Source organism: Nonomuraea sp. 3-1Str (assembly GCF_031570565.1).
Lineage (GTDB): Bacteria > Actinomycetota > Actinomycetes > Streptosporangiales > Streptosporangiaceae > Nonomuraea.
Genome location: NZ_JALHBK010000022.1, coordinates 100,914 through 119,537 on the forward strand (window position 1 = coordinate 100,914; position 18,624 = coordinate 119,537).

Here is an 18,624-nt window from a genome sequence, read left to right on the forward strand (position 1 = left end):
TGGCCGGTGTTTCTCACGTCTGGAGAAGGTTGTGCGCATGCTGTCCACCCCCCGGCGCCGCGGAGCCGTGGCCTTACTCGCGGCCGTCCTGGCGGTGCCGCTCTCCGCGGTCCCGGCAACGGCCACCACGGCGACCGCCGCCCCCTCGGCCACCAGGGCGAACGCGCCCGCGATCGGCACTCCACCCGTCAAGATCACGCTGATCACCGGGGACACCGTCACCTACGCCAGGGACGGCGCGGGCCGCGCGTCCGCCACCCTGGAGCCCGCCGAGGGCCACGAGGCGCGGACGTACCAGGCCCAGCAGGACGATCACGGCTACTACGTGATCCCCGCTGACGCCGGTCCTTACATCAGCAAGGGCCTGCTGGACAAGGAGCTGTTCAACGTCGACTACCTGGCGGCCAACGGCTACGGCGACGCCAATGCCGCGCGGATCCCGCTCATCCTCCAGTACCGGCCGCAGACCAAGGCCGGCGACCTGGCGGGCAAGGCGAGGGCGCTGAAGGGCGGCGGGGAGCCGGTGGTGCTGGAGAGCATCGACGGCGCGGCGATCAAGCTGGACAAGAAGGACGCCACCACGTTCTGGCAGTCCTTGGGAGGGAGCACGGGCAAGTCCCTGACGGCCGACCTGCGCAAGGTGTGGCTCGACGGCAAGGTCAAGGCGCTCGACGACGTCAGCAACGCGCAGATCGGCGCCCCCGCGGCCTGGGCGGCCGGGTTCGACGGCACGGGCGCCACGGTCGGCGTCATCGACACCGGCATCGACGCCGCCCACCCCGACCTGCAGGGCAGGGTGGCCTCGGCCCGCAACTTCGTCCCCGCGGGCAGCCCGGGCGGCGGCGACCCGGCGGAGGTCACCGACCGCGTCGGTCACGGCACCCACGTGGCGTCCATCATCGCCGGCAGCGGCGCCGCCTCCAACGGCAGGTACAAGGGCGTCGCCCCCGGCACCCGGCTGACCATCGCCAAGGCGCTGGACGACACGGGCAGCGGCAACGACTCCGAGATCATCGCGGCGATGCAGTGGCAGGCGGCCACCGCGCACGCCCGGGTGGTCAACATGAGCCTGGGCAGCAGCAGCCCGACCGACGGCACCGACCCGCTGAGCCAGGCGGCCGACGAGCTGACCGCCGCGTACGGCACGCTGTTCGTGGTCGCGGCCGGCAACTCGGGCCCCGGCCGGTACACCATCGCCTCCCCCGGCGCGGCCACCTCGGCGCTGACCGTGGGCGCGGTGGACTCCGCCGACCGGATCGCCGAGTTCTCCAGCCGCGGCCCCCGCCTGAGCGACGACTTCGCGATCAAGCCGGAGATCACCGCGCCCGGCGTGAACATCGTCGCGGCGCGCGCCGCCGGCACCTCCCTCGGCCAGGGCAGCAGCGTCCCCGGCGGCGGCCCCGTCGACGAGCACTACACCGCGGCGTCCGGCACCTCGATGGCCGCCCCGCACGTGGCGGCGGCCGCCGGCATCCTCGCCGCCCAGCACCCCGACTGGACGCCCGACCAGCTCAAGACCGCGCTGACGGGCACCGCCAAGCCGGGCGACGCCACGGCCCACGACCAGGGCGCGGGCCGGCTGGACATCGGCCAGGCCGTCACCCAGCAGGTCTTCGACGACCTGGCGACCGTCTACGCCGGCTTCACCGACCCGTACACCGGCCAGACGCTGACCCGGAAGGTGACCTACCGCAACACCGGCAAGGAGCCCGTCACGCTGAACCTGTCGCTGACGCTGAAGCACGGTGACGCCCAGCCCCCCGCCGGGATGGCCACGATCACCCCGTCGTCGCTGACCGTCCCCGCGGGCGGCACCGCGAGCGCGGACCTCACGATCGAGCCCACGCTCGGCGATCCCGGCTGGTACGAGGGGCGCCTGACGGCGACCGCGGGCACGGCCCGGCTGACCGCGCCGATCGCGTTCCGCAAGCAGGCCAGGATGAACACCGTGCGCGTCCGGCTCGTCGGCCGGCCCGAATGGACGATGAACCGGGGCAACGTGTCCGCCCTGCGGGTCAGCGACACCGACCCGCTCCTCGAAGGCGAGCCGATGACCGTGACCACCGACGACTGGCGGGCCACCGACACGCCGGGCACGTTCGAGGCCCGGTTCAGGCTCGCCCACGGCGGCGTCTACTCCTTCGGCGACATGCCCTGGTGGTACACCAAGCCGGACCGGCAGCTCCAGTACGCCACGCTGCTCGCCCCCGAGATCAAGCTCGACGGCGACACCACGGTCACCCTGGACGCCACCGACGTCGAGCCCATCCGCGTGAGCACGCCCCGCACGTCGGAGCCGGTGTTCCTGAACGTGATGAACACCCGCACCACCGCCTCGGGCCAGATGTACGCGGGCGCCTCACTGCTCAGCTACGAGCCGGTCAACACCGGCAGCTACTGGGTCACGCGGCTGCGGAAGGCGCCCACGGTGGGCACCTCCATGGTGCTGTTCGACCAGATCCGCCGAGCCCCCGAGGTCGAGCTGACCGTGCCGGGCCTCCAGCTCAACCCCCGCTACGTCAGCGAGCACGACGCGCTGGTGCCGAAGTTCACCACGGACCGGCGCCTGAGCCTCACCACGGGCGACGACATGCGCGCCGGCGCCGACACGCGCGGCAAGCTCGTCCACCTCCCGGCCAGGGACTCCCTGCAGCTGTTCCTGGCCGACATGGAGCTGGCGGCCAAGGCGGGGGCCGCGGGCGTGGTGACCAGCGACCGGTTCTCCTGGCTGCTCAGCGACGCCGCGTACACGGCCCAGAACAAGATCCCGGTGCTGTGGATCGACAGCGGTGAGGCGGACCGGCTGGGCAAGGTCCTGGCCCGCAAGCCGTACCCGGTCGCCGCGCTGCGCTCCACGCCGACCAGCCCGTTCGAGTACAAGCTGGCCTACTACGTGCGGGGCGCCACGGCCGGCCGCCTCACCTTCACGCCGAAGGCCCGCGACCTCACCGAGATCGACACCACCTACCACGCGCAGTTCCCCCCGCAGGCGGGCACATGGGGGCCGCACGCGGACTTCACGGAGGTCAACCACACCTTCGCGGAGGACCAGCGCTTCAGCATCCGCGGCTCGCACCGCATCGCCGCCCCCGCGGCCAGGACCGAGTACTACAACGCGGCCGGCGAGGACGTGCTGTGGGAGCGCGACTACTCGTTCTTCGACCCGGCCTCGGGCGCCGAGCGGTACGCCTCCTCCTCCCGCGGCTTCACCCGCCCCACCCGGGAGCGGGAGAACTGGAACGAGGCCCTCGTGCCCGCGCAGCTCACGACCGGCCCGGACCTGCCGGACTGGGTCAGCCCGGCCCTGTACTGCGACGGCTGCCGCCAGGGCGACCGGCTGCGGCTGCGCGCGCTCAGCCCGCTCGGCTTCGGCTACTACTCCGACGCCTCCGACCCGAGCCACACCTACCTGGGCGCGCCGGGGACCGAGGAGGTCCGCCTGTTCAGCGGTGACGCCGAGGTCAAGCCGCAGTACGACGACCTGGGCCTGCCCTACTACACCGTCCCCGCCGGGGCCGGGACGTACCGGCTGACGGACTCGTGGAAGGACGCGTTCCCCGGCAAGCACTCCGGCACCGGGGTCGAGACCACCTGGACGTTCCGCTCCGCCCGCCCGGCGACCGGCGACGCCCCGCACGCCTGCCTGGACACCGTGCTGTGGGAGGACAAGCAGCCCTGCGCCCAGGTGCCGCTGATCCGGCTCCGGTACGAGCTCGGGCTGCCGGGCGACGACACCGTCCAGGGCGGCAGGCCGTTCACCTTCACCGTGAAGCCGGAGGGCGGCAGGTCGCCGGCGCTGCGCGGGGTGTGGGTCTCCGCCGACAAGGGCGCCCACTGGACGCAGGCCGCGGTACTGCCCGGCGACAAGGTGCTCGTGCTCAACCCCAAGGGCCCGGGCAGCGTCTCCGTCAAGGTCGAGGCCAAGGACAGGGACGGCAACACCGTCCAGCAGATCCTCTCCGACGCCTACCTCGTGAAGTGACCGCCGAGCGGGGGCAGGACACCCTGCCCCCGCTCCTGCGGCGGCCCGGCCTGTACGTTACGTGTCATTTGAGCGAGGTTCGGGCGAAGGGCCGCTGATGAGACAAGACGTGCGCATCCCACTGCCGGACAGCGGCTCCCTGGCGGCGACGGTCGCCTTGCCGGAGGGCGTCCCGCCCGCGGACGGGTGGCCGGGGGTCGTGGTGGTGCACGAGATCTACGGCGTCGAGCCGGACATGCTGGACGTGCTGGACCTGTTCGCCGCCCGGGGGTACGCGGCGGTCCTGCCCGATCTGTACAGCCACGGCAGCAGGGTCGGCTGCCTGGCGCGGGCCATGCGGCAGCTCGCGACCGGCAGGCCGGGTCAGCCCGCCGCCGACATCGACGCGACCCGGCGATGGCTGGCCGGCCGCGACGACGTCGACGGCGACCGGCTCGGGGTGATCGGGTTCTGCATGGGAGGCGGGTTCGCCCTGGCGTACGCGGCCAGCGCGCCGCCCGGCGTGCGGGCCGCGTCGGTGAACTACGGCATGGTCCCCCGCGACCAGGAGGAGCTGCGGCCGGTGTGCCCGGTCGTGGGCTCCTACGGCGACCGCGACCAGGGCTTCCGGTCGCACGGCGCGCGACTGAAGGAGCACATGCGGGCGCTCGGCATCGAGCACGACGTCGAGATCTACCCGGACGCCGGCCACTCGTTCATGACCGACGGCCATCACCCGGTCGCCAAGCTGGCGCTGTTCCCGCTCAGTCACGGCAACGTCCGCCCGGCCGCGGACGACGCGTGGCGGCGCACCTTCGCCTTCTTCGACACGTACGTCGCCCACCCGGAGTAGCCACGGATCTCGGTGGCAACGGATCACGGTGGCCACGGATCACGGTGGCTACGGGAGGGGGATGCTGAGGCCGAGCATGCGGGCGCCGGTCTCGGTGCGCGGGCGGTGGGTGCTGCCGGGCGCGAACACCACGTAGCTGCCCGGCCCGAGCCGGTGCCCGCGATCGATGAACTCGCCCGCCACCACGTAGTAGCGCTCCTCGCCCTCGTGCACGTCCACCTCGGGCCACTCGGCGCCGGGGGCGAAGTCGTACGCCCAGCCGCGGCACCGGTCGGTGGCCGGCAGAGCGCGCCGGAGGATGCCGGGGGCGACCTCGACGGGCTCGATCTCGTCGAGGTTCAGGATCTGCATGTCGTCAGCAGGTGATGTCATGCCGCCATCGTCCCGGCGGACTCCCCCGCCCGCCCAGCGTCTGGTTTGACACCTACGAGTACTTTTCTGCCATGAAGCTGCACCGGGTGGCCGCTCTCGTGCTGGCGCCGCAGGCGACATTCGAGCTCGCGTGCGCCCAGGAGGTCTTCGGCGTGCGCCGCCCGAGCCTGCCCGCCCGGTACGCGTTCGAGGTGTGCGGGGAGCGGCCGGGCGCCGTGCCGACCCTGGCCGGCTACGACATGGTGGTGAGCCGGGGGCTGGCGGCATTGGAGGAGGCGGACACGGTGGTGGTGCCCGGCTGGCAGCACCCCGGGCGACCCGCCCCGCCCGCCGTGCTCGACGCGGTGCGGCGGGCGCACCGGCGCGGCGCCCGGCTCGTCGCGATCTGCTCGGGCGCCTTCCTGCTGGCCGAGGCCGGGCTGCTGAGCCGCCGCAGGGCGACCACCCACTGGCGGATGGCCGCCGAGCTGGCGGCCCGCTTCCCCGAGGTCCAGGTGGAGCCCGACACGCTGTACGTCGATCTGGGGGACGTCGCCACCAGCGCCGGCACCGCCGCCGGCATCGACCTGTGCCTGCACCTGGTCCGCGGCGACCACGGCGCGGCGTACGCCGCGCAGATCGCCCGGCACATGGTGATGCCTCCGCACCGCGAGGGCGGGCAGCTGCAGTACGCCGCCCCCGCCTCCGCCGGCCGCCCGGCGGAGTCCCTGGCCCGGGTCCTCGACTGGGCCGCCGGGCGGCTGCACGAGCCCCTGACCGTGGAGGATCTGGCGGCGCGGGCCGGCCTCTCACCGCGGACGCTCGCCCGCCGGTTCACCGGACAGCTCGGCGTCAGCCCGGGAAGGTGGCTGCTCGACCAGCGGATCGCCGCGGCGCGGGCTCTCCTGGAGGAGACCGATCTGACGGTCGAGACGATCGCCGGCCGCGTCGGCCTGTCCTCGGCCACCAACCTGCGCCGGCGCTTCCGGTCCCTGGTGCACACCACGCCGGGCGCGTACCGGCGCTCCTTCGGCCGGCGCGAGGAGGACGCCTGACGTTTCGCCGTCGTGGCCTCCCCCGGAGTCGTCCGGCGAGGATGTGCGAGGCTGGAACGGCGAAGGAGCGCCGGACGACGATGCCCTCGTCGTCCGGCGGGTTGCCTACCAGGGGATGTTCACCGGGGAGCGGCTACTGGGGGCCGTCGAAGTTCCACACGGCGCGGGTGCCCGGGCCGACGAGGAGGGTCGACCGGCCGATCTGCACCTCGTCCTGATACGTGATCGTCTTGTTGAGCGAGAAGGTGACCTGCTTCAGGCCGGCCTGGGCGCGGGCGACGGCGTCGAGGCGGATCGTGGTGCCGCCGCCCACCGCGATGATGCCACCACCCGAAATGGTCCGGACGCTGAACCCGCCGGCCTTCAGCAGCGGCACCGCGGTGGCGAGGTCGCGCTCGGTGACCCCCATGTGGACGGCGGTGACGTCGCGCATCAGGTGGGTGCTGTAGGCGTCGGACAGGTAGCGCTCCCGGCTGACGTCCCCGGGGTAGCTCTCCGGCTCGGTCTTGCTGCGCGGGTCGGCGAAGTACTCCGGCAGGTACTCCATCGCCCACGGGTCGAAGGCGTCGTACTGGTCGGAGAAGGTGCGGATGGTGTCGAACCACGGGACCTTGACGCCGTCGCCGAAGTCACGCGTCTGGCGGTACTTGGCCGGGTCGGTGATCCCGAGGGCCTTCAGCCGGTCGGTGACCGTCGCCAGGTCGCCGGCGTGCTCGGTGGAAACTCCGAGCCCGGCGGAGCCGAAGAGGCCGTCCTGGCCGGGCAGGTCGTTCTCGCCGAACAGCTCGATGTAGGTCTGGCGGCCGTAGAGGTAACGACCCGTCCAGGTCATCCCCCCACCGGTGGTGGTGCGGACCTCGAAGTTGGCGAACTCCTTCAGATAGTCGGAGTGCTCGATGGCGTCGGCGGTCGCCCGGTCGACCACGCTGTAGGCGTGGTTGTAGAACAGCAGCTGGCTGTCGGCGGAGGGCTGGGTCTGGTCGGCCCGCGCCGTCTGCACGCCACCCGCGACCGCCCCGGTGAGCGCGACGGCGAAGGCCGCCGTGAGGACAGTCATCATCCGTAACTTTCGGTAAAGCAGCATGTAAGCGATCTTAGGGCGAAGAAGATCACTTACACGGTTGATTCGAGGAAACTGCCCCCGTCACGGCGAGCGGCGGCTACGGGCGGCCGACGCTCATGTACGTCCATCCGGCGGAGCGCATCCCGGCCGGGTCGAGCAGGTTGCGGCCGTCGAAGAGCACCGGACGCCGCATCACCGAGGCGGCCTTCGCCCAGTCGACCTCCTTGAGCTGGGGCCACTCCGTCACCACGATCGCCGCGTCCGCACCCTCGACCGCCAGCTCCGGCGTCGCGTGGCGGCTCGTCGAGGTCCACGGCTCCGTCTCGGCCGGGCGCGCCATGGGGTCCCAGCAGCGCACCTCGGCGCCCTCCGCCAGCAGCCGCGCCGCCAGCACCGTGCTGGGCGCCTCGCGCATGTCGTCGGTCCCCGGCTTGAACGTCAGCCCGAGCAGCGCCACCCTGGCGCCGGCCAGGGTGCCGAGCTCCGCCTTCAGCTTCTGGATCGCCCGCCGCTTCTGCAGGTTGTTGACCTCGATCACCGCCGACAGCAGCTGCAGGTGGAGGCCGGTGTTGCTGGCCAGTTGCCGCAGCGCCTCGGAGTCCTTGGGGAAGCAGGAGCCGCCCCAGCCGATGCCGGGCCGCAGGAAGTGGCGGCCGAGCCGATGGTCCAGGCCGACCGCGCGGGCGACCTCCTCGACGTCGGCGCCGGTGTTCTCGCACAGGGTCGCGATCTCGTTGATGAAGCTGATCTTGGTGGCGAGCAGGGCGTTCGAGGCGAGTTTCACCATCTCGGCCGAGCGCACGTCCATCACGACGACCGGCCCTTCCACGCCCTCGTGCAGGTCCGCGACCAGGCGGGCGGTCCCCTCGTCGGAGGCCCCGACGACGATCCGGTCGGGCCGCATGAAGTCGCGGACCGCGGTGCCTTCGGCGGTGAACTCGGGGTTGGAGGCGTAGCCGACGTGCCCGAGACCGGCGGCGTCCAGCGCGGCCCGCACCCGGGCGCCGGTGCCCACGGGGACGGTGGACTTCACCACCACCGCCCGCAGGTGCGGCGCGCCCTGCAGCGACGTGATCACCGACCAGACCCGGGACAGGTCCGCGTCGCCGGACGCGGACGGCGGCGTGTCCACGCACACGTACGCGACCTCGGCGCCGTCCAGGGCCTCCTGGAGGTCCAGCGTGAACGTCAGCCGCTCCTTGTTCCGGGCGATCATGTCACCCAGTCCGGGCTCGTAGATCGGTATGTCGCCGGAGCGCAGCAGATCGACCTTGCCCGGGTCGATGTCCCGGACCACCACCCGGTGACCGAGCTCGGCCAGGCAGGCACCGGTCACCAGACCGATGTACCCCGCGCCGAACACCGTGACCCGCCGCTCCGGCTTGCCGACCACTCCTGACCTTCCCTTCACCATGAACCGCCACCACCCGCGACCCCGGCCGTCCATCCGTCCGTCCGTGAGCAAGGCCATCATCGCCCAAGGTCCGCACCCCTCCCGACAGCGAGCCCGGGCAGCGGGGCGGCGAGGGTCAGTCGCAGTGCTCGAAGGGGCTCTCGTACCAGGAGCTGCCGTAGGAGCCGCCCCACATGATGCACTTGCCCGCGGCGCTGACCTTGACCGGACCGGCGTAGTACTTGTAGTTGTCCGCGTCCACCTTGCCGGGCGAGCCGTACACCTGCACCACCGCACGCACCCAGGCGGTGTTGCCTGCGGCTCCGGTCTTCCAGGTGACCACGCAGTTGCTGCTGCCGTTGTAGAGGAGGTACGTGACGGCGCTGGAGCCGTAGGCGTGGCTGTCGATGACGTGGTAGCTGCCGCCGCCGCAGGCCTCGACGGGCGAGGACGCCGCCATGGCCGGACTGCTCAGCGTGACGGACGCCGCCAGCGCGGCCGCCATGCCGAGGGCGAGGGTCGCGCTTCGCGTGATGGAGCCCATTTTGTGATCTCTCCTCATGATTTCCACTGTGGCGATCAAGAGTAGGGGAAACGCCGGCACCCCATCCCGGACATTGGTCCAAGATCATGACCATCCGGTGAAAACTTATGCCATGCGTGACAAGCATGGCGAAAACTGTTTTAATCCCACGCTAGGTGCCACAGGGGCGGCACAAGCCCCGTGTGGTCGTTTTTCCTCGAAATCGCAGCTTCGTGGGAAAGGCAGGCTCGTGGGAGCTCCAGGTGGCGAGGTCATCGTCACGGGCGGTCTCGGATTCATCGGCTCACATCTGGTGGACGCGTATTTGGCGGCGGGCCACCGAGTAACGATCATCGACTCCAACGCAGGCGCGGTCATCGACGGCGAGGACTACGACGCCGACCCCCGCTGCACGGTCGTCCGGCAGCGGGTGGAGGACTACCTGGCGGCGGGAGGCGACTTCGCCGGCGCCGACCGCGTCATCCACGCGGCCTCGTACGTCGGCCCCGCCAGCATCCTGTCCAGGGCGGGCCGGCTCGGCCACGACATCATCGGCAGCACCGCACCGGTCATCGAGGCCTGCATCAGCGCCGGTGCGCCGCTGTGCCTGTTCAGCTCGGCCGAGGTGTACGGGCGCAGCGGCGTGCTCGACGAGAAGGACGACATCGTCGTACCGACGCAGTACAACACCCGCATCGAGTACGCGATCGCCAAGACGCTGGCCGAGGCGATGGTCTCCAACAGTCGCCGGCACGGCCTGCGCGGCGTCGTCATACGGCCGTTCAACGTGGCGGGTGCGCGGCAGTCGCGGGCGGGCGGGTTCGTCATGCCCACGTTCGTCCAGCAGGCGCTGGCCGAGAAGCCGATCACCGTGTTCGCGGGCGGCGACCAGGTCAGGGCCTTCATCGCGGCGAGCGACCTGACCGGGTTCCTGATCGACTACATGGACGCGGCCCTGGACGGCGACGACATCGTCATCAACGTCGGCAACCCGGCGAACGCCGTCACCATCATGGAGCTGGCCCACCGGGTGAAGGACCTCCTCGGCAGCGCGTCGCCGATCGTCAGCGTCGACGGCAGGAGCGTGCACGGGCCGTACTACGCGGAGGCGGAGTCGTTCCACAAGATCCCGGCGCTGCGGGCGGCGACGGGCCTCGGCTGGCAGCCCAGGGTCGCGCTCGACGATCTGATCCTGAGCACCGCCGCGTACTATCGCGCCCGCGAGGACCGGAGGGCAGCGAATGCGCCGCTTTGACCGTGTGCTGGTGATCTCTCCGCACGCCGACGACGAGGTACTCGGCTGCGGCGGTCTGATCGCCGCGCAGGTCGAGGCGGGCGCCGAGGTCCACGTCCTGTATCTGGCGGTCGACGGCATGCGGCACTACGGCCTCTACGGCGCCACCACCTATCGCCAGCGGCTGGACGAGATCGAGGCCGTCCGGGCCACGCTGGGCTTCTCCTACCAGATCGCGTACGGCGACATGGACCTGACCGAGCGGCTGGACACGCTGCCGCGCAAGGACCTGGTCGACCTGTTCGAGCAGGCGCTGAACGAGCGGCGGCCCGACCTGCTGCTGCTGCCGAGCTTCGCCGACTACGACCAGGACCACCTCGCGGTGTTCGGCGCCGGGTTCGCGGCGGCCAGGCCCATCGCCCAGCAGTTCGGCAAGTGGCTCGTGCCGACCGTGCTGCTGTACGAGATGTCGAAGCTGCAGTGGGCGGCCGAGCCGATGCCGCGCTCGACGGCCTACTGCGACATCAGCCCGCACATGGAACGCAAGCTGGAGGCGCTGCGCGGCTACAAGAGCCAGCACCGGCCCGCACCGCACATCAGGAGCGAGGAGTCGGTGACGGCGCTGGCCACGCTGCGGGGCGCGGAGATCGGAGTCACACACGCCGAGGCGTTCGGCGTGCTGAGGGAGGTCCTGTAAGGGTGGTTCTGTGAAGAGGTTCGCGTTCTGCACCGGCATGGAGTTCGCGGCACCGGCCGTGGACGTGCTCGCCGCTCAGGGCACTCCCCCGTCGCTGCTCATCGGCTACCCGCCCCAGTTGCAGCACCGCTCGGGCTACGCGCCGCTGCAGGAGGCGGCGGCCAGGCACGACATCCCGCTGCTGGAGACCGCCGACATCAACGACGGCCGGGCGCACAAGCTGGTCACCGACCTGGGCATCGACCTGTTCGTGATCGCCGGCTGGTCACAGCTCGTCCGCGAACCGCTGCTGTCGGCGTGCCCGCTCGGCTCGGTCGGGTTGCACCCCACCCGGCTGCCCGAGGGTCGTGGGCGGGCCCCGCTGCCCTGGACGATCATCAAGGGCATCCGGTCCAGCGCCGTCAGTCTGTTCTTCCTGAACGAGGGCGCCGACGAGGGCGAGCTCATCGCCCAGCGCGAGTTCACGGTGAGCCGCCGCGACGACGTCACCGAGGTGTACCGCAAGGTGACCGAGATCAACATCGAGCTGCTCGCCCAGTACGTCCCGCTGCTGCTCGCGGGCCAGGTGGTGGCGCGCCCGCAGCCGCCGGGCGGATCGGTGTGGGAGCGGCGGCGGCCGGAGGACGGCGTGATCGACTGGTCCAGACCCGCGAGCGAGGTCTACGACTGGGTACGCGCGCTGGCCGCGCCGTACCCGGGAGCCTTCACCTTCGTGGGTGGGCGCAAGCTGTTCGTGCACAGCGCCGACCTCATCGAGTGGGGCGAGCACCGGGAGCCGCCGGGCACCGTGCTGGCGCCGGTCTGGTCGACCGGCGGCGCCGGGGCTCTGGTGGCGTGCGGCTCCGGGCTGCTGGTCCTCCGCGAGGCTCAGTGGGAGGGCGCCGGACGGCACGACGCGCTGGCCCTGCTGGAGTCGGGCGAGCTGTCGGTAGGCACATGCCTGGGGACGTGAGGCTCACCGGGGCGGTGATGGCGCACCCCAAGCGCATGGAGGCGGCCGTCAGCCTGGCGGGCGGCGTCCTCGACGTGGTCACCGATCCCGATCCGGCAGGGCGGCCGTCGGCGTTCCGGACGTCGCTGCTGGCGTGGTCGAGCATCCCCGAGGGAGCCACCCACCACGTGCTGCTCCATGACGACATGGTGCTGTCGGACACGTTCTTCGAGCGGGCGGCGGCGGCCGCCCGGGCCATGCCGGACGCGGCGCTGGCGCTGTTCGCGTTCTGGAACTCGCGCAACGGCGCCGCCGTGCGCCTGGGCGCGCTCGCCGGGGCGCGCTGGGTGCGCGGCGCCGGGGAGTACACACCCGTCGCGGCGCTGCTGCTGCCCCGCCGGGTGGCCGAGGGGTACGTGGAATGGGCACGCGGGCGGGGCGGCACCTGGCCGGACGACGTGCTGATGGGCCGGTACCTCCGGCAGGCCGGTGTGCCGGTGTACGTCGCGGTGCCCAGCCTGGCCGAGCACGAGGACCTGGCCAGCCTGGTGGAGAACGACTTCCAGGGGCTGCGGCGCTCACCCTGCTTCTTCGCCGACGAGCCGCTGTCCGACGAGGCCAGGGTGCTCGGCTCCCTGACCGCGATCCCGTTCTTCAAGCGAGGGGTGGCGCAGTGCGCCGTGCCCGGCGGCTCGGGGTGGCGGGACATCCGCTGTGAGGACTACCTGGACGGGCGGGGCTTCGACGTCGGCGGCCTGCGGGCGCGTTTCCCGGGCCGCTGGTGGCCGCTCTGGCTCACCGCCTTCACCATGGGCGTGGTACAGGAGAACTCCGGGGACCCACGGGTGCTGGATCGGGCGCTGGGGACCATGGGGCCCGGCGGGCTCTGTCACGAGCTCGGGGCTCGCGAGCTGGCCCGGCTGTCGGACGAGCTCCACGACGTCGCACGCGACGGGCTGGCGGCGGGGCTCTCGGCCGCTCCCCAGGCGGTGGAACGGCGGACGGTCGCCGTGACCGGCCCTGACACCTGGCTGCGCGACCAGGTCACGTGGGCGCTCGCCGACCGCGGTCACCTGGCATCCGATCATCCCGACGCGCTGGTGCACGTCTGCGCGCCGGAGCCGGACGCCGATCCGGCCGAGGAGCTGCGACTGGCCCGCGCGGCCTTCGCGGGCTTCGGCGGCCGGAAGGTCCTGCTCGGCTCCCGGGGGATCGCGGCCGGGGAGGCGGTGGTGTTGCGCCTCGGTGAGCCGTACGGGCCGGGGATGCCGCAGGGCGGGACGGTGGCGGAGCAGGTGCTGCGATCGTCGCTGAACCGGCCGCTGCGAGCCGATGGCGGGGTGGGGCGGCTGGTGCACGTGCGGGACGTCGCCGCCGCCGTCATAGCCGCTCTGACCCGCGGATCGGGGGTGTACGACATCGCGGGTCCGCGGCCGTTGAGCGGGCGGGAGGTGGCCGAGGCGGTGGCCGGTGCGGTCCGTCCCGTGCCGATCGAGGCCGCTCCTGACGCGGCGGCGGCGGACTGGGCGGCGGAGGAGGAGACGGCGGTAAACGTCGGGCGGGCCTCGAGCGAGCTGGGGTGGCGGCCGGAGGTGGACCTCGACTACGGCCTGCACACGTGCGCGCAGTGGCTGGCCTACGAGAGCGATCGCCAGTAGAGGCGCCCGTCAGGAGCCGCGACGACGAGCCGTCCCGCGGCGGCGGCCGGCGAGACACGGCTCGCGGAAGGGGCCGGTTCGGAGGTCGTGGTCCAGGCCGGACCCAGGTCGGTCCACTCCATGTCCTGACGATCGACCGTTCTCGTCAGCACGCGGTCACCCGCGATGGCGAACAGGCGCCCGTTCATCGCCGTCAGGCCCGTGGCCCCGCCCCCGCCGCCCATCCGGACCCAGGCGGCGTCCGCGAGCCGGCGGATGGGGAGGTACCACAGCTCGTCGTCCGAGGTGAGGGCGAACAGAGCCTCGTCCGCGGCGGCCAGGCCCGTGGCGCGCTCCGGCGCCCGGCTCACGTCCGTCCAAGGGGCCGGGCGGAGGACGGGGTCCCGGTAGCGGATGGCGCCGCCGGGGGCCAGGCCGTACAGGCCCGCCGGCGGGCCGCCGTGGGCCTCGCGGGGGGCGGCGAGCGCCAGGGCGTCGGTGACGTCGATCGGGCGCCAGGGCAGGTTCTGGCCGGACAGGTGACGGGTGCTCAGCGTTCCGCCGGACCTGGCGGCGAACAGCCGGTTCTCGCACACCACGAGCGCGACCGGCGGGTCCTCCGCGGCCGGGACCGGCGCGGCTTCCGGCGCCGGGGCCCGCCGGGCTCCCGCGGCCGGGACCAGCGGGCCGGCCGGACCGATGTCCTCCCACCGCGGCGGGCCGGGAGGGCGGGAGAGGCGGTCCATGACGTTGCGGGTGATGCGGGCCAGGACCGGGTCGCTGGCCAGGGTGTTGCCCCAGTTGATGGTGCCCGCGTTGAAGACCGTCCCGGCTCCCAGCCGGTGCACGCCCATGGTCGCCGCACCGCCCTTGCCGTGGCTGCGCCAGTGCGACAGGTCCGCCGTGGCGAGGACGACGAACGACGGCGGGGTGCCGTCGCGGCCCGTGGCCCGGGGTACGCCGTCCAGCCACTCCAGGTCGGCGGCGTCCGTCTCGTAACCGAGCGCGCCCCTGCCGAACGTGTCGCCGTCCCGCAGGCCGGTGCCCGCGTAGACCCAGTGGTCGGTGAAGCGGGCGGTGTAGGACTCCCGGGACATCACCCGCGAGTCCACCCAGCAGCCGGCGCCGTTGCGGAAGGTCAGCCCGGTGAGGATGTTCTCGGGACGGTTGACGGGGTCGCTGGGCCACTCGACGGTGGTGCGGCCGGGGTCGGTGCGCGAGAGCGGGTCGGCGACGGCGTCGCGGTAGCAGACCATCGTCCGGAGGTCGTCCTCGAAGCGGACCTGCCACCAGCAGGTGTTGCCGGAGAATATGGCGATATTTCCACCGGCCCGCGCGAACGCCTCCACCGCGTCCCGCATCTCCCACGACCAGTACTCGTCGTGTCCGTTGATCACCAGCAGCCGGTAGCGGCTGAGCAGGTCGAGACCGGCGTGCAGGTCCAGCCCCGAGCAGTAGTCGACCGCGTACCCCGACGGCCCGAGCCACCGCAGCAGCCCGAGCTCCCACTCCTCGACCTGCGGCCCCGCCCCCGGCCGGTCGAAGCTGACCTTGACCGCGCGATCGGGCTGCTCGGACTGGTAGAGCCCCTCACCGGGGACGCCGGGCCGGTTGTACGCCTCCCAGGTGGGGAAAGGGATCGACACCACCACCGGGGAAGCCGGCACCCGCCCCCGTACGACGAAGTACGCGGACCCGTCGCCCAGGACGGCGCGATAGAGCGAGCTGGGCCAGTCCGGGCCCACCTTGAGCGTCCAGGTGTCGCCGCCGGCCGTGTCCCGGAGCACGACCCGCCCCGACGGCACGTCCTCGACGGTGATCGCGCCCCCGTCCCCCAGCAGGTGGAACCGGAGGGTCTCGCCCTGCGCGCACGACGTTGCCGCCGCGTACAGGGTCATGCGGCCGCCGCTTCGACCAGCATCGACTCCAGGTCGAGCAGGAACCGTTCGATCGCCGGCGGCGCGAGCAGCGCGGTGTCGGCGTACAGCGACACCTCCATCCGCCCCGGCTCGCCGCCGAGATGCAGCCGGAAGTCGCAGATGTTGCGGTCCATGGCGTCCGTCCAGGCCAGCTCGGTCTGCTCCATCGAGGCGCGGACGGCCCGCTCGTCCAGCCCCGCCGCCCCGTCGTGCTGCACCAGCCGCTGGTCGTTGAAGCAGCCGAACGACCTGATCGCCGCTCCCACGCCCGACACCGCCTCCTCCATCGCGTACGGATCGAACTGGGCCTGCCGGTACGCCCGCAGGGCCACGCGCCAGCCCTGCCGCACCAGCTCCCCGAAAGGGGCGGTACGCAGGTCGAGGAGCACGAGCCCCTCCTGGGAGATCGTGGAGACCACGTCGCGGCGATCGGCCGCGAACCGGTTGTTGACGATCACCCGCAGGCCGCAGAACCGCTGGCCCGTGAGCCGCCCGGCGAGCCGGACCGCGGCCGTGAGCAGCACCGTCGAGGAGCTCACCCGCTCGCGGGCCGCCACGGCCCGGGCCGCCGCGGCGATCGCCTCGGAGGTCATCGTGGCCTCCCGGAACCGCGGGCTCCGGGGGACGTCCGACAGGTTCACGGGGTCCATGCGCCGGTATTCGGAGAGCCAGAAGGACAGGGCCTCCTCCGACGTGCGCCGTCCCTCGGCCGAGTGCTGCCACTCGGCGATCTCGCGCGGCGTGGCGCTCCGCACCGGCGGCAGCGCATCGCGCAGCAGGAGCAGCCGGAAGTCCTTCACCAGGAGCTCGGCCGCGTGCCCGTCGGCGGCCAGGTGGCAGAGGACCAGCACGACATGCCGGACATGGTCGCCGGCCACGACGAACGCCACCCGCAGCGGCCACTCCTCCCAGTAGTCGAACGGCTCGGCCGACAACCGGTCGCACACCGCCTGCGCGGGTTCGTCCGTCACCTCGACGTACGGCCGGGCGACGGCCGAGATCCGCTGCCGGGGCCGGTCAGGGGGCCCGATGAGGCGGGTGCGCAGCGCCTCATGCCGGGCGACGAGCCCGTCCAGGGCCTTGACGGCGCGCTCGACGGTGACGGGCCGCTTCGGCGCGGCGAAGATCCGGCCGATGTTGAGATAGTGCTCCTCCGGCCGCGCCGCCACGACGGCCCGCCAGATGTCGTGCTGACCCCAGGTGAGCGGCGAGTCAGGCATGGAGCCGTACGTAGTCCACCAGCTCGTCCAGGCTGCCGGCCGACGCCAGGTCGAGCTCGACGCCGAACTCGGCCTCCACCGCGTCGATCAGCCTGAGATAGCCGAGCGACGTGACGCCGAGATCGGCCAGCCTGGCCTCGCCCGCCAGCACCTCGGCCGCCTCGACCGCGCCGTCGGTGGCCTTCGCGACCATGTCGGCGAGCCGTCCGCGTAGCTCCTCGTCCGTCTGCACCTGGAAAAGCCCTCCCGTTTCCCGGAAATCGGGGCGAGTGTGTCACGCGGGGCTGGATGGCGGCAAGCGGCTGCCGGTAAGGGGTTGACGCAAATGTGCATTTTTTCTAGCGTCTTGCGGCAGCCCGATAATTATTTTGGGAGGTGGTTCAGTCGGCCCTTCCTGTCCCCGCTCTGCTGAGCTCACGCGCCGCCACCGCCCCCGACCACGAAGCCCTCATCGTCGCCGGAAGAGGCGGCCTGACACTCGGTGAGTGGGACGAACGCTCCGACGCCGCCGCCCACCATCTGCTGGACCGGGGCGTACGCCGAGGTGACCGCGTCGCGCTGGTGTTCGGCGGCGGCGACTGGCTCGACTACGCGGTGAGCTGGATGGCGGTGCTGAAGGCGGGCGCCGTCGCGGTCCCGCTGTCGGACCGCCTGGCCGCGCCGGAGCTGGCCGCCCTGATCGAGCACTGCGGCGCGACGACGACCATCCGGCGCGGCGACGAGCTCACGGGCGCGTCCGGCCGGCTCCCGTTCGAGGCCGACCCGCTCGACCTCGCCCAGATCCTCTACACCTCCGGCACCACCGGACAGCCCAAGGGCGTGGCCGCGAGCCACGCGAACCTCACCTCCCCGCCCGTCCACCCCAAGCGCCGCCCGTTCGCTCATTCCCGGCATCTCGTGCACGCCTTCCCCATCGGCACGAACGCCGGCCAGGTCATGCTGCTCCACGCGCTGACCGCCGCGCCCACCGTGGTCACCCCGCCGCTGTTCACGCCGGCCCGCTTCGCGGCGCTCATCGAGGCGTACGCGGCGGGGACCGTGTTCGTCGTGCCCGCGATGGCCGTCGAGCTGCTCGGCGCGCGTGTCCAGGACCGCCACGACCTGTCGAGCGTGCTGCTGCTCGGCTCGGCCGCCGCCGCGCTGCCGCCGAAGGTCGCCGCCGAGCTGACCGAGGCGTTCCCGAACGCGACGGTCGCGAACTACTACACCTCGACCGAGGCGGCCCCGGCCCAGACGATCATGATCTACGACCCCGACCGGCCGGGCGCTCTCGGTCACGCGGCCGGCGCCCTGAGGATCGCGGACGCCGACGGGAACCCGGCGGGGCCGGGCGAGACCGGCGAGGTGTGGCTGCGCGGCCCGGCGCACTCCCGCGCCTACTACGGCGAGCAGCGCGACGACACCTTCCGGGACGGCTGGGTCCGCATGGGCGACCTCGGCTACCTCGACGAGGAGGGCTACCTGTACCTCGTCGACCGGGAGAGCGACGTGATCAAGTCGGGAGCCGTCAAGGTCTCGACGCTCCAGGTCGAGGCCGCGCTGCACGAGCACCCGGCCGTGTCCGAGGCGGCGGTGTTCGGCGTGCCGCACCCGGTCATGGGCATGGCGGTGGCGGCGGCCGTCGTGTCACACGAGCCGGTGACGCTGGCCGGTCTGCGAGCCTTCCTGTCCGAGCGGCTCGCCCAGCACGAGCTGCCCACCCGGCTGCTGTGCGTCGACTCGCTGCCCAGGAACACCGCCGGAAAAGTGATCAAGCGAGAACTGCGCGGCATGGCAGAGGAGTGAAC

At 72.5% G+C, this 18,624-nt stretch carries 15 protein-coding genes; 8 read left to right on the plus strand and 7 right to left on the minus strand.

The genetic code is table 11. The features are described 5' to 3' along the window. The first annotated feature begins 37 nt into the window (after positions 1-37). Together MTP10_RS29585 and MTP10_RS29590 are read left to right on the plus strand one after the other, a co-directional pair. Positions 38-3,982, plus strand: a complete 3,945-nt coding sequence (locus tag MTP10_RS29585) for a S8 family serine peptidase (protein ID WP_310713201.1) — start codon at positions 38-40, stop codon at positions 3,980-3,982. Between the two features lie 109 nt (positions 3,983-4,091). After that, positions 4,092-4,814 carry a dienelactone hydrolase family protein gene (locus tag MTP10_RS29590; RefSeq protein WP_310713202.1) on the plus strand — a complete coding sequence of 241 codons (723 nt, stop codon included), beginning with the start codon at positions 4,092-4,094 and terminating at the stop codon, positions 4,812-4,814. Positions 4,815-4,862: 48 nt separating this feature from the next. Here MTP10_RS29590 and MTP10_RS29595 read toward each other — a convergent pair whose 3' ends face one another. Next, positions 4,863-5,186: a cupin domain-containing protein gene (locus MTP10_RS29595; protein ID WP_310713203.1), complete on the minus strand. Its 324-nt coding sequence runs from the start codon at positions 5,184-5,186 to the stop codon at positions 4,863-4,865. Between the two features lie 71 nt (positions 5,187-5,257). On the opposite strand from MTP10_RS29595, the gene MTP10_RS29600 reads away from it, so the two are divergent. Further along, on the plus strand, positions 5,258-6,220 hold the full coding sequence (locus MTP10_RS29600) for a helix-turn-helix domain-containing protein (RefSeq protein WP_310713204.1): 963 nt from the start codon (positions 5,258-5,260) through the stop codon (positions 6,218-6,220). 133 nt (positions 6,221-6,353) lie between these two features. On the opposite strand, the gene MTP10_RS29605 is transcribed toward MTP10_RS29600, so the two are convergent. From MTP10_RS29605 to MTP10_RS29615, 3 genes are all read right to left on the minus strand, one after another. Beyond that, entirely contained in the window at positions 6,354-7,280 is a 927-nt protein-coding gene (locus MTP10_RS29605; protein ID WP_310713205.1) for a DUF5829 family protein, read from the minus strand. Between the two features lie 100 nt (positions 7,281-7,380). Further along, entirely contained in the window at positions 7,381-8,697 is a 1,317-nt protein-coding gene (locus MTP10_RS29610; protein WP_310713206.1) for a UDP-glucose/GDP-mannose dehydrogenase family protein, read from the minus strand. 115 nt (positions 8,698-8,812) lie between these two features. Then, positions 8,813-9,220: a spore-associated protein A gene (locus MTP10_RS29615; RefSeq protein ID WP_310713207.1), complete on the minus strand. Its 408-nt coding sequence runs from the start codon at positions 9,218-9,220 to the stop codon at positions 8,813-8,815. A gap of 229 nt (positions 9,221-9,449) precedes the next feature. Between MTP10_RS29615 and MTP10_RS29620 the strand changes: the two genes are divergently transcribed. Genes MTP10_RS29620 through MTP10_RS29635 form a run of 4 tightly spaced genes read left to right on the plus strand, consistent with a single transcriptional unit; the run spans position 9,450 to position 13,719 of the window. After that, positions 9,450-10,454 (plus strand): NAD-dependent epimerase/dehydratase family protein, encoded by a 1,005-nt coding sequence (locus MTP10_RS29620; protein ID WP_310713208.1) that lies wholly within the window; start codon positions 9,450-9,452, stop codon positions 10,452-10,454. A 10-nt stretch (positions 10,455-10,464) separates the two neighbouring features. After that, positions 10,465-11,130: a PIG-L family deacetylase gene (locus MTP10_RS29625; RefSeq protein ID WP_310713209.1), complete on the plus strand. Its 666-nt coding sequence runs from the start codon at positions 10,465-10,467 to the stop codon at positions 11,128-11,130. A gap of 10 nt (positions 11,131-11,140) precedes the next feature. Beyond that, complete coding sequence (locus MTP10_RS29630; protein ID WP_310713210.1) at positions 11,141-12,082, plus strand: methionyl-tRNA formyltransferase; 942 nt, start codon at positions 11,141-11,143, stop codon at positions 12,080-12,082. Further along, positions 12,079-13,719 (plus strand): hypothetical protein, encoded by a 1,641-nt coding sequence (locus MTP10_RS29635; protein ID WP_310713211.1) that lies wholly within the window; start codon positions 12,079-12,081, stop codon positions 13,717-13,719. The genes MTP10_RS29630 and MTP10_RS29635 overlap by 4 nt, the downstream gene beginning before the upstream one ends. Here the strand turns inward: MTP10_RS29635 and MTP10_RS29640 are convergent. From MTP10_RS29640 to MTP10_RS29650, 3 genes are read right to left on the minus strand one after another with little or no spacing between them, the layout of a single operon-like run. Continuing rightward, positions 13,698-15,596 carry a N,N-dimethylformamidase beta subunit family domain-containing protein gene (locus tag MTP10_RS29640; protein WP_310713212.1) on the minus strand — a complete coding sequence of 633 codons (1,899 nt, stop codon included), beginning with the start codon at positions 15,594-15,596 and terminating at the stop codon, positions 13,698-13,700. The genes MTP10_RS29635 and MTP10_RS29640 overlap by 22 nt on opposite strands. Next, positions 15,593-16,837, minus strand: coding sequence for a condensation domain-containing protein (locus MTP10_RS29645; protein ID WP_310713213.1), 1,245 nt, complete (start codon positions 16,835-16,837; stop codon positions 15,593-15,595). The genes MTP10_RS29640 and MTP10_RS29645 overlap by 4 nt, the downstream gene beginning before the upstream one ends. Continuing rightward, a complete protein-coding gene (locus MTP10_RS29650; protein ID WP_310713214.1) occupies positions 16,830-17,069 on the minus strand; it encodes an acyl carrier protein in 240 nt (79 codons plus the stop codon). Before MTP10_RS29650 ends, MTP10_RS29645 begins: the two co-directional genes overlap by 8 nt. A gap of 143 nt (positions 17,070-17,212) precedes the next feature. Between MTP10_RS29650 and MTP10_RS29655 the strand changes: the two genes are divergently transcribed. Beyond that, positions 17,213-18,622 (plus strand): AMP-binding protein, encoded by a 1,410-nt coding sequence (locus MTP10_RS29655; RefSeq protein ID WP_310713215.1) that lies wholly within the window; start codon positions 17,213-17,215, stop codon positions 18,620-18,622. The last annotated feature ends 2 nt before the right edge of the window (positions 18,623-18,624 follow it).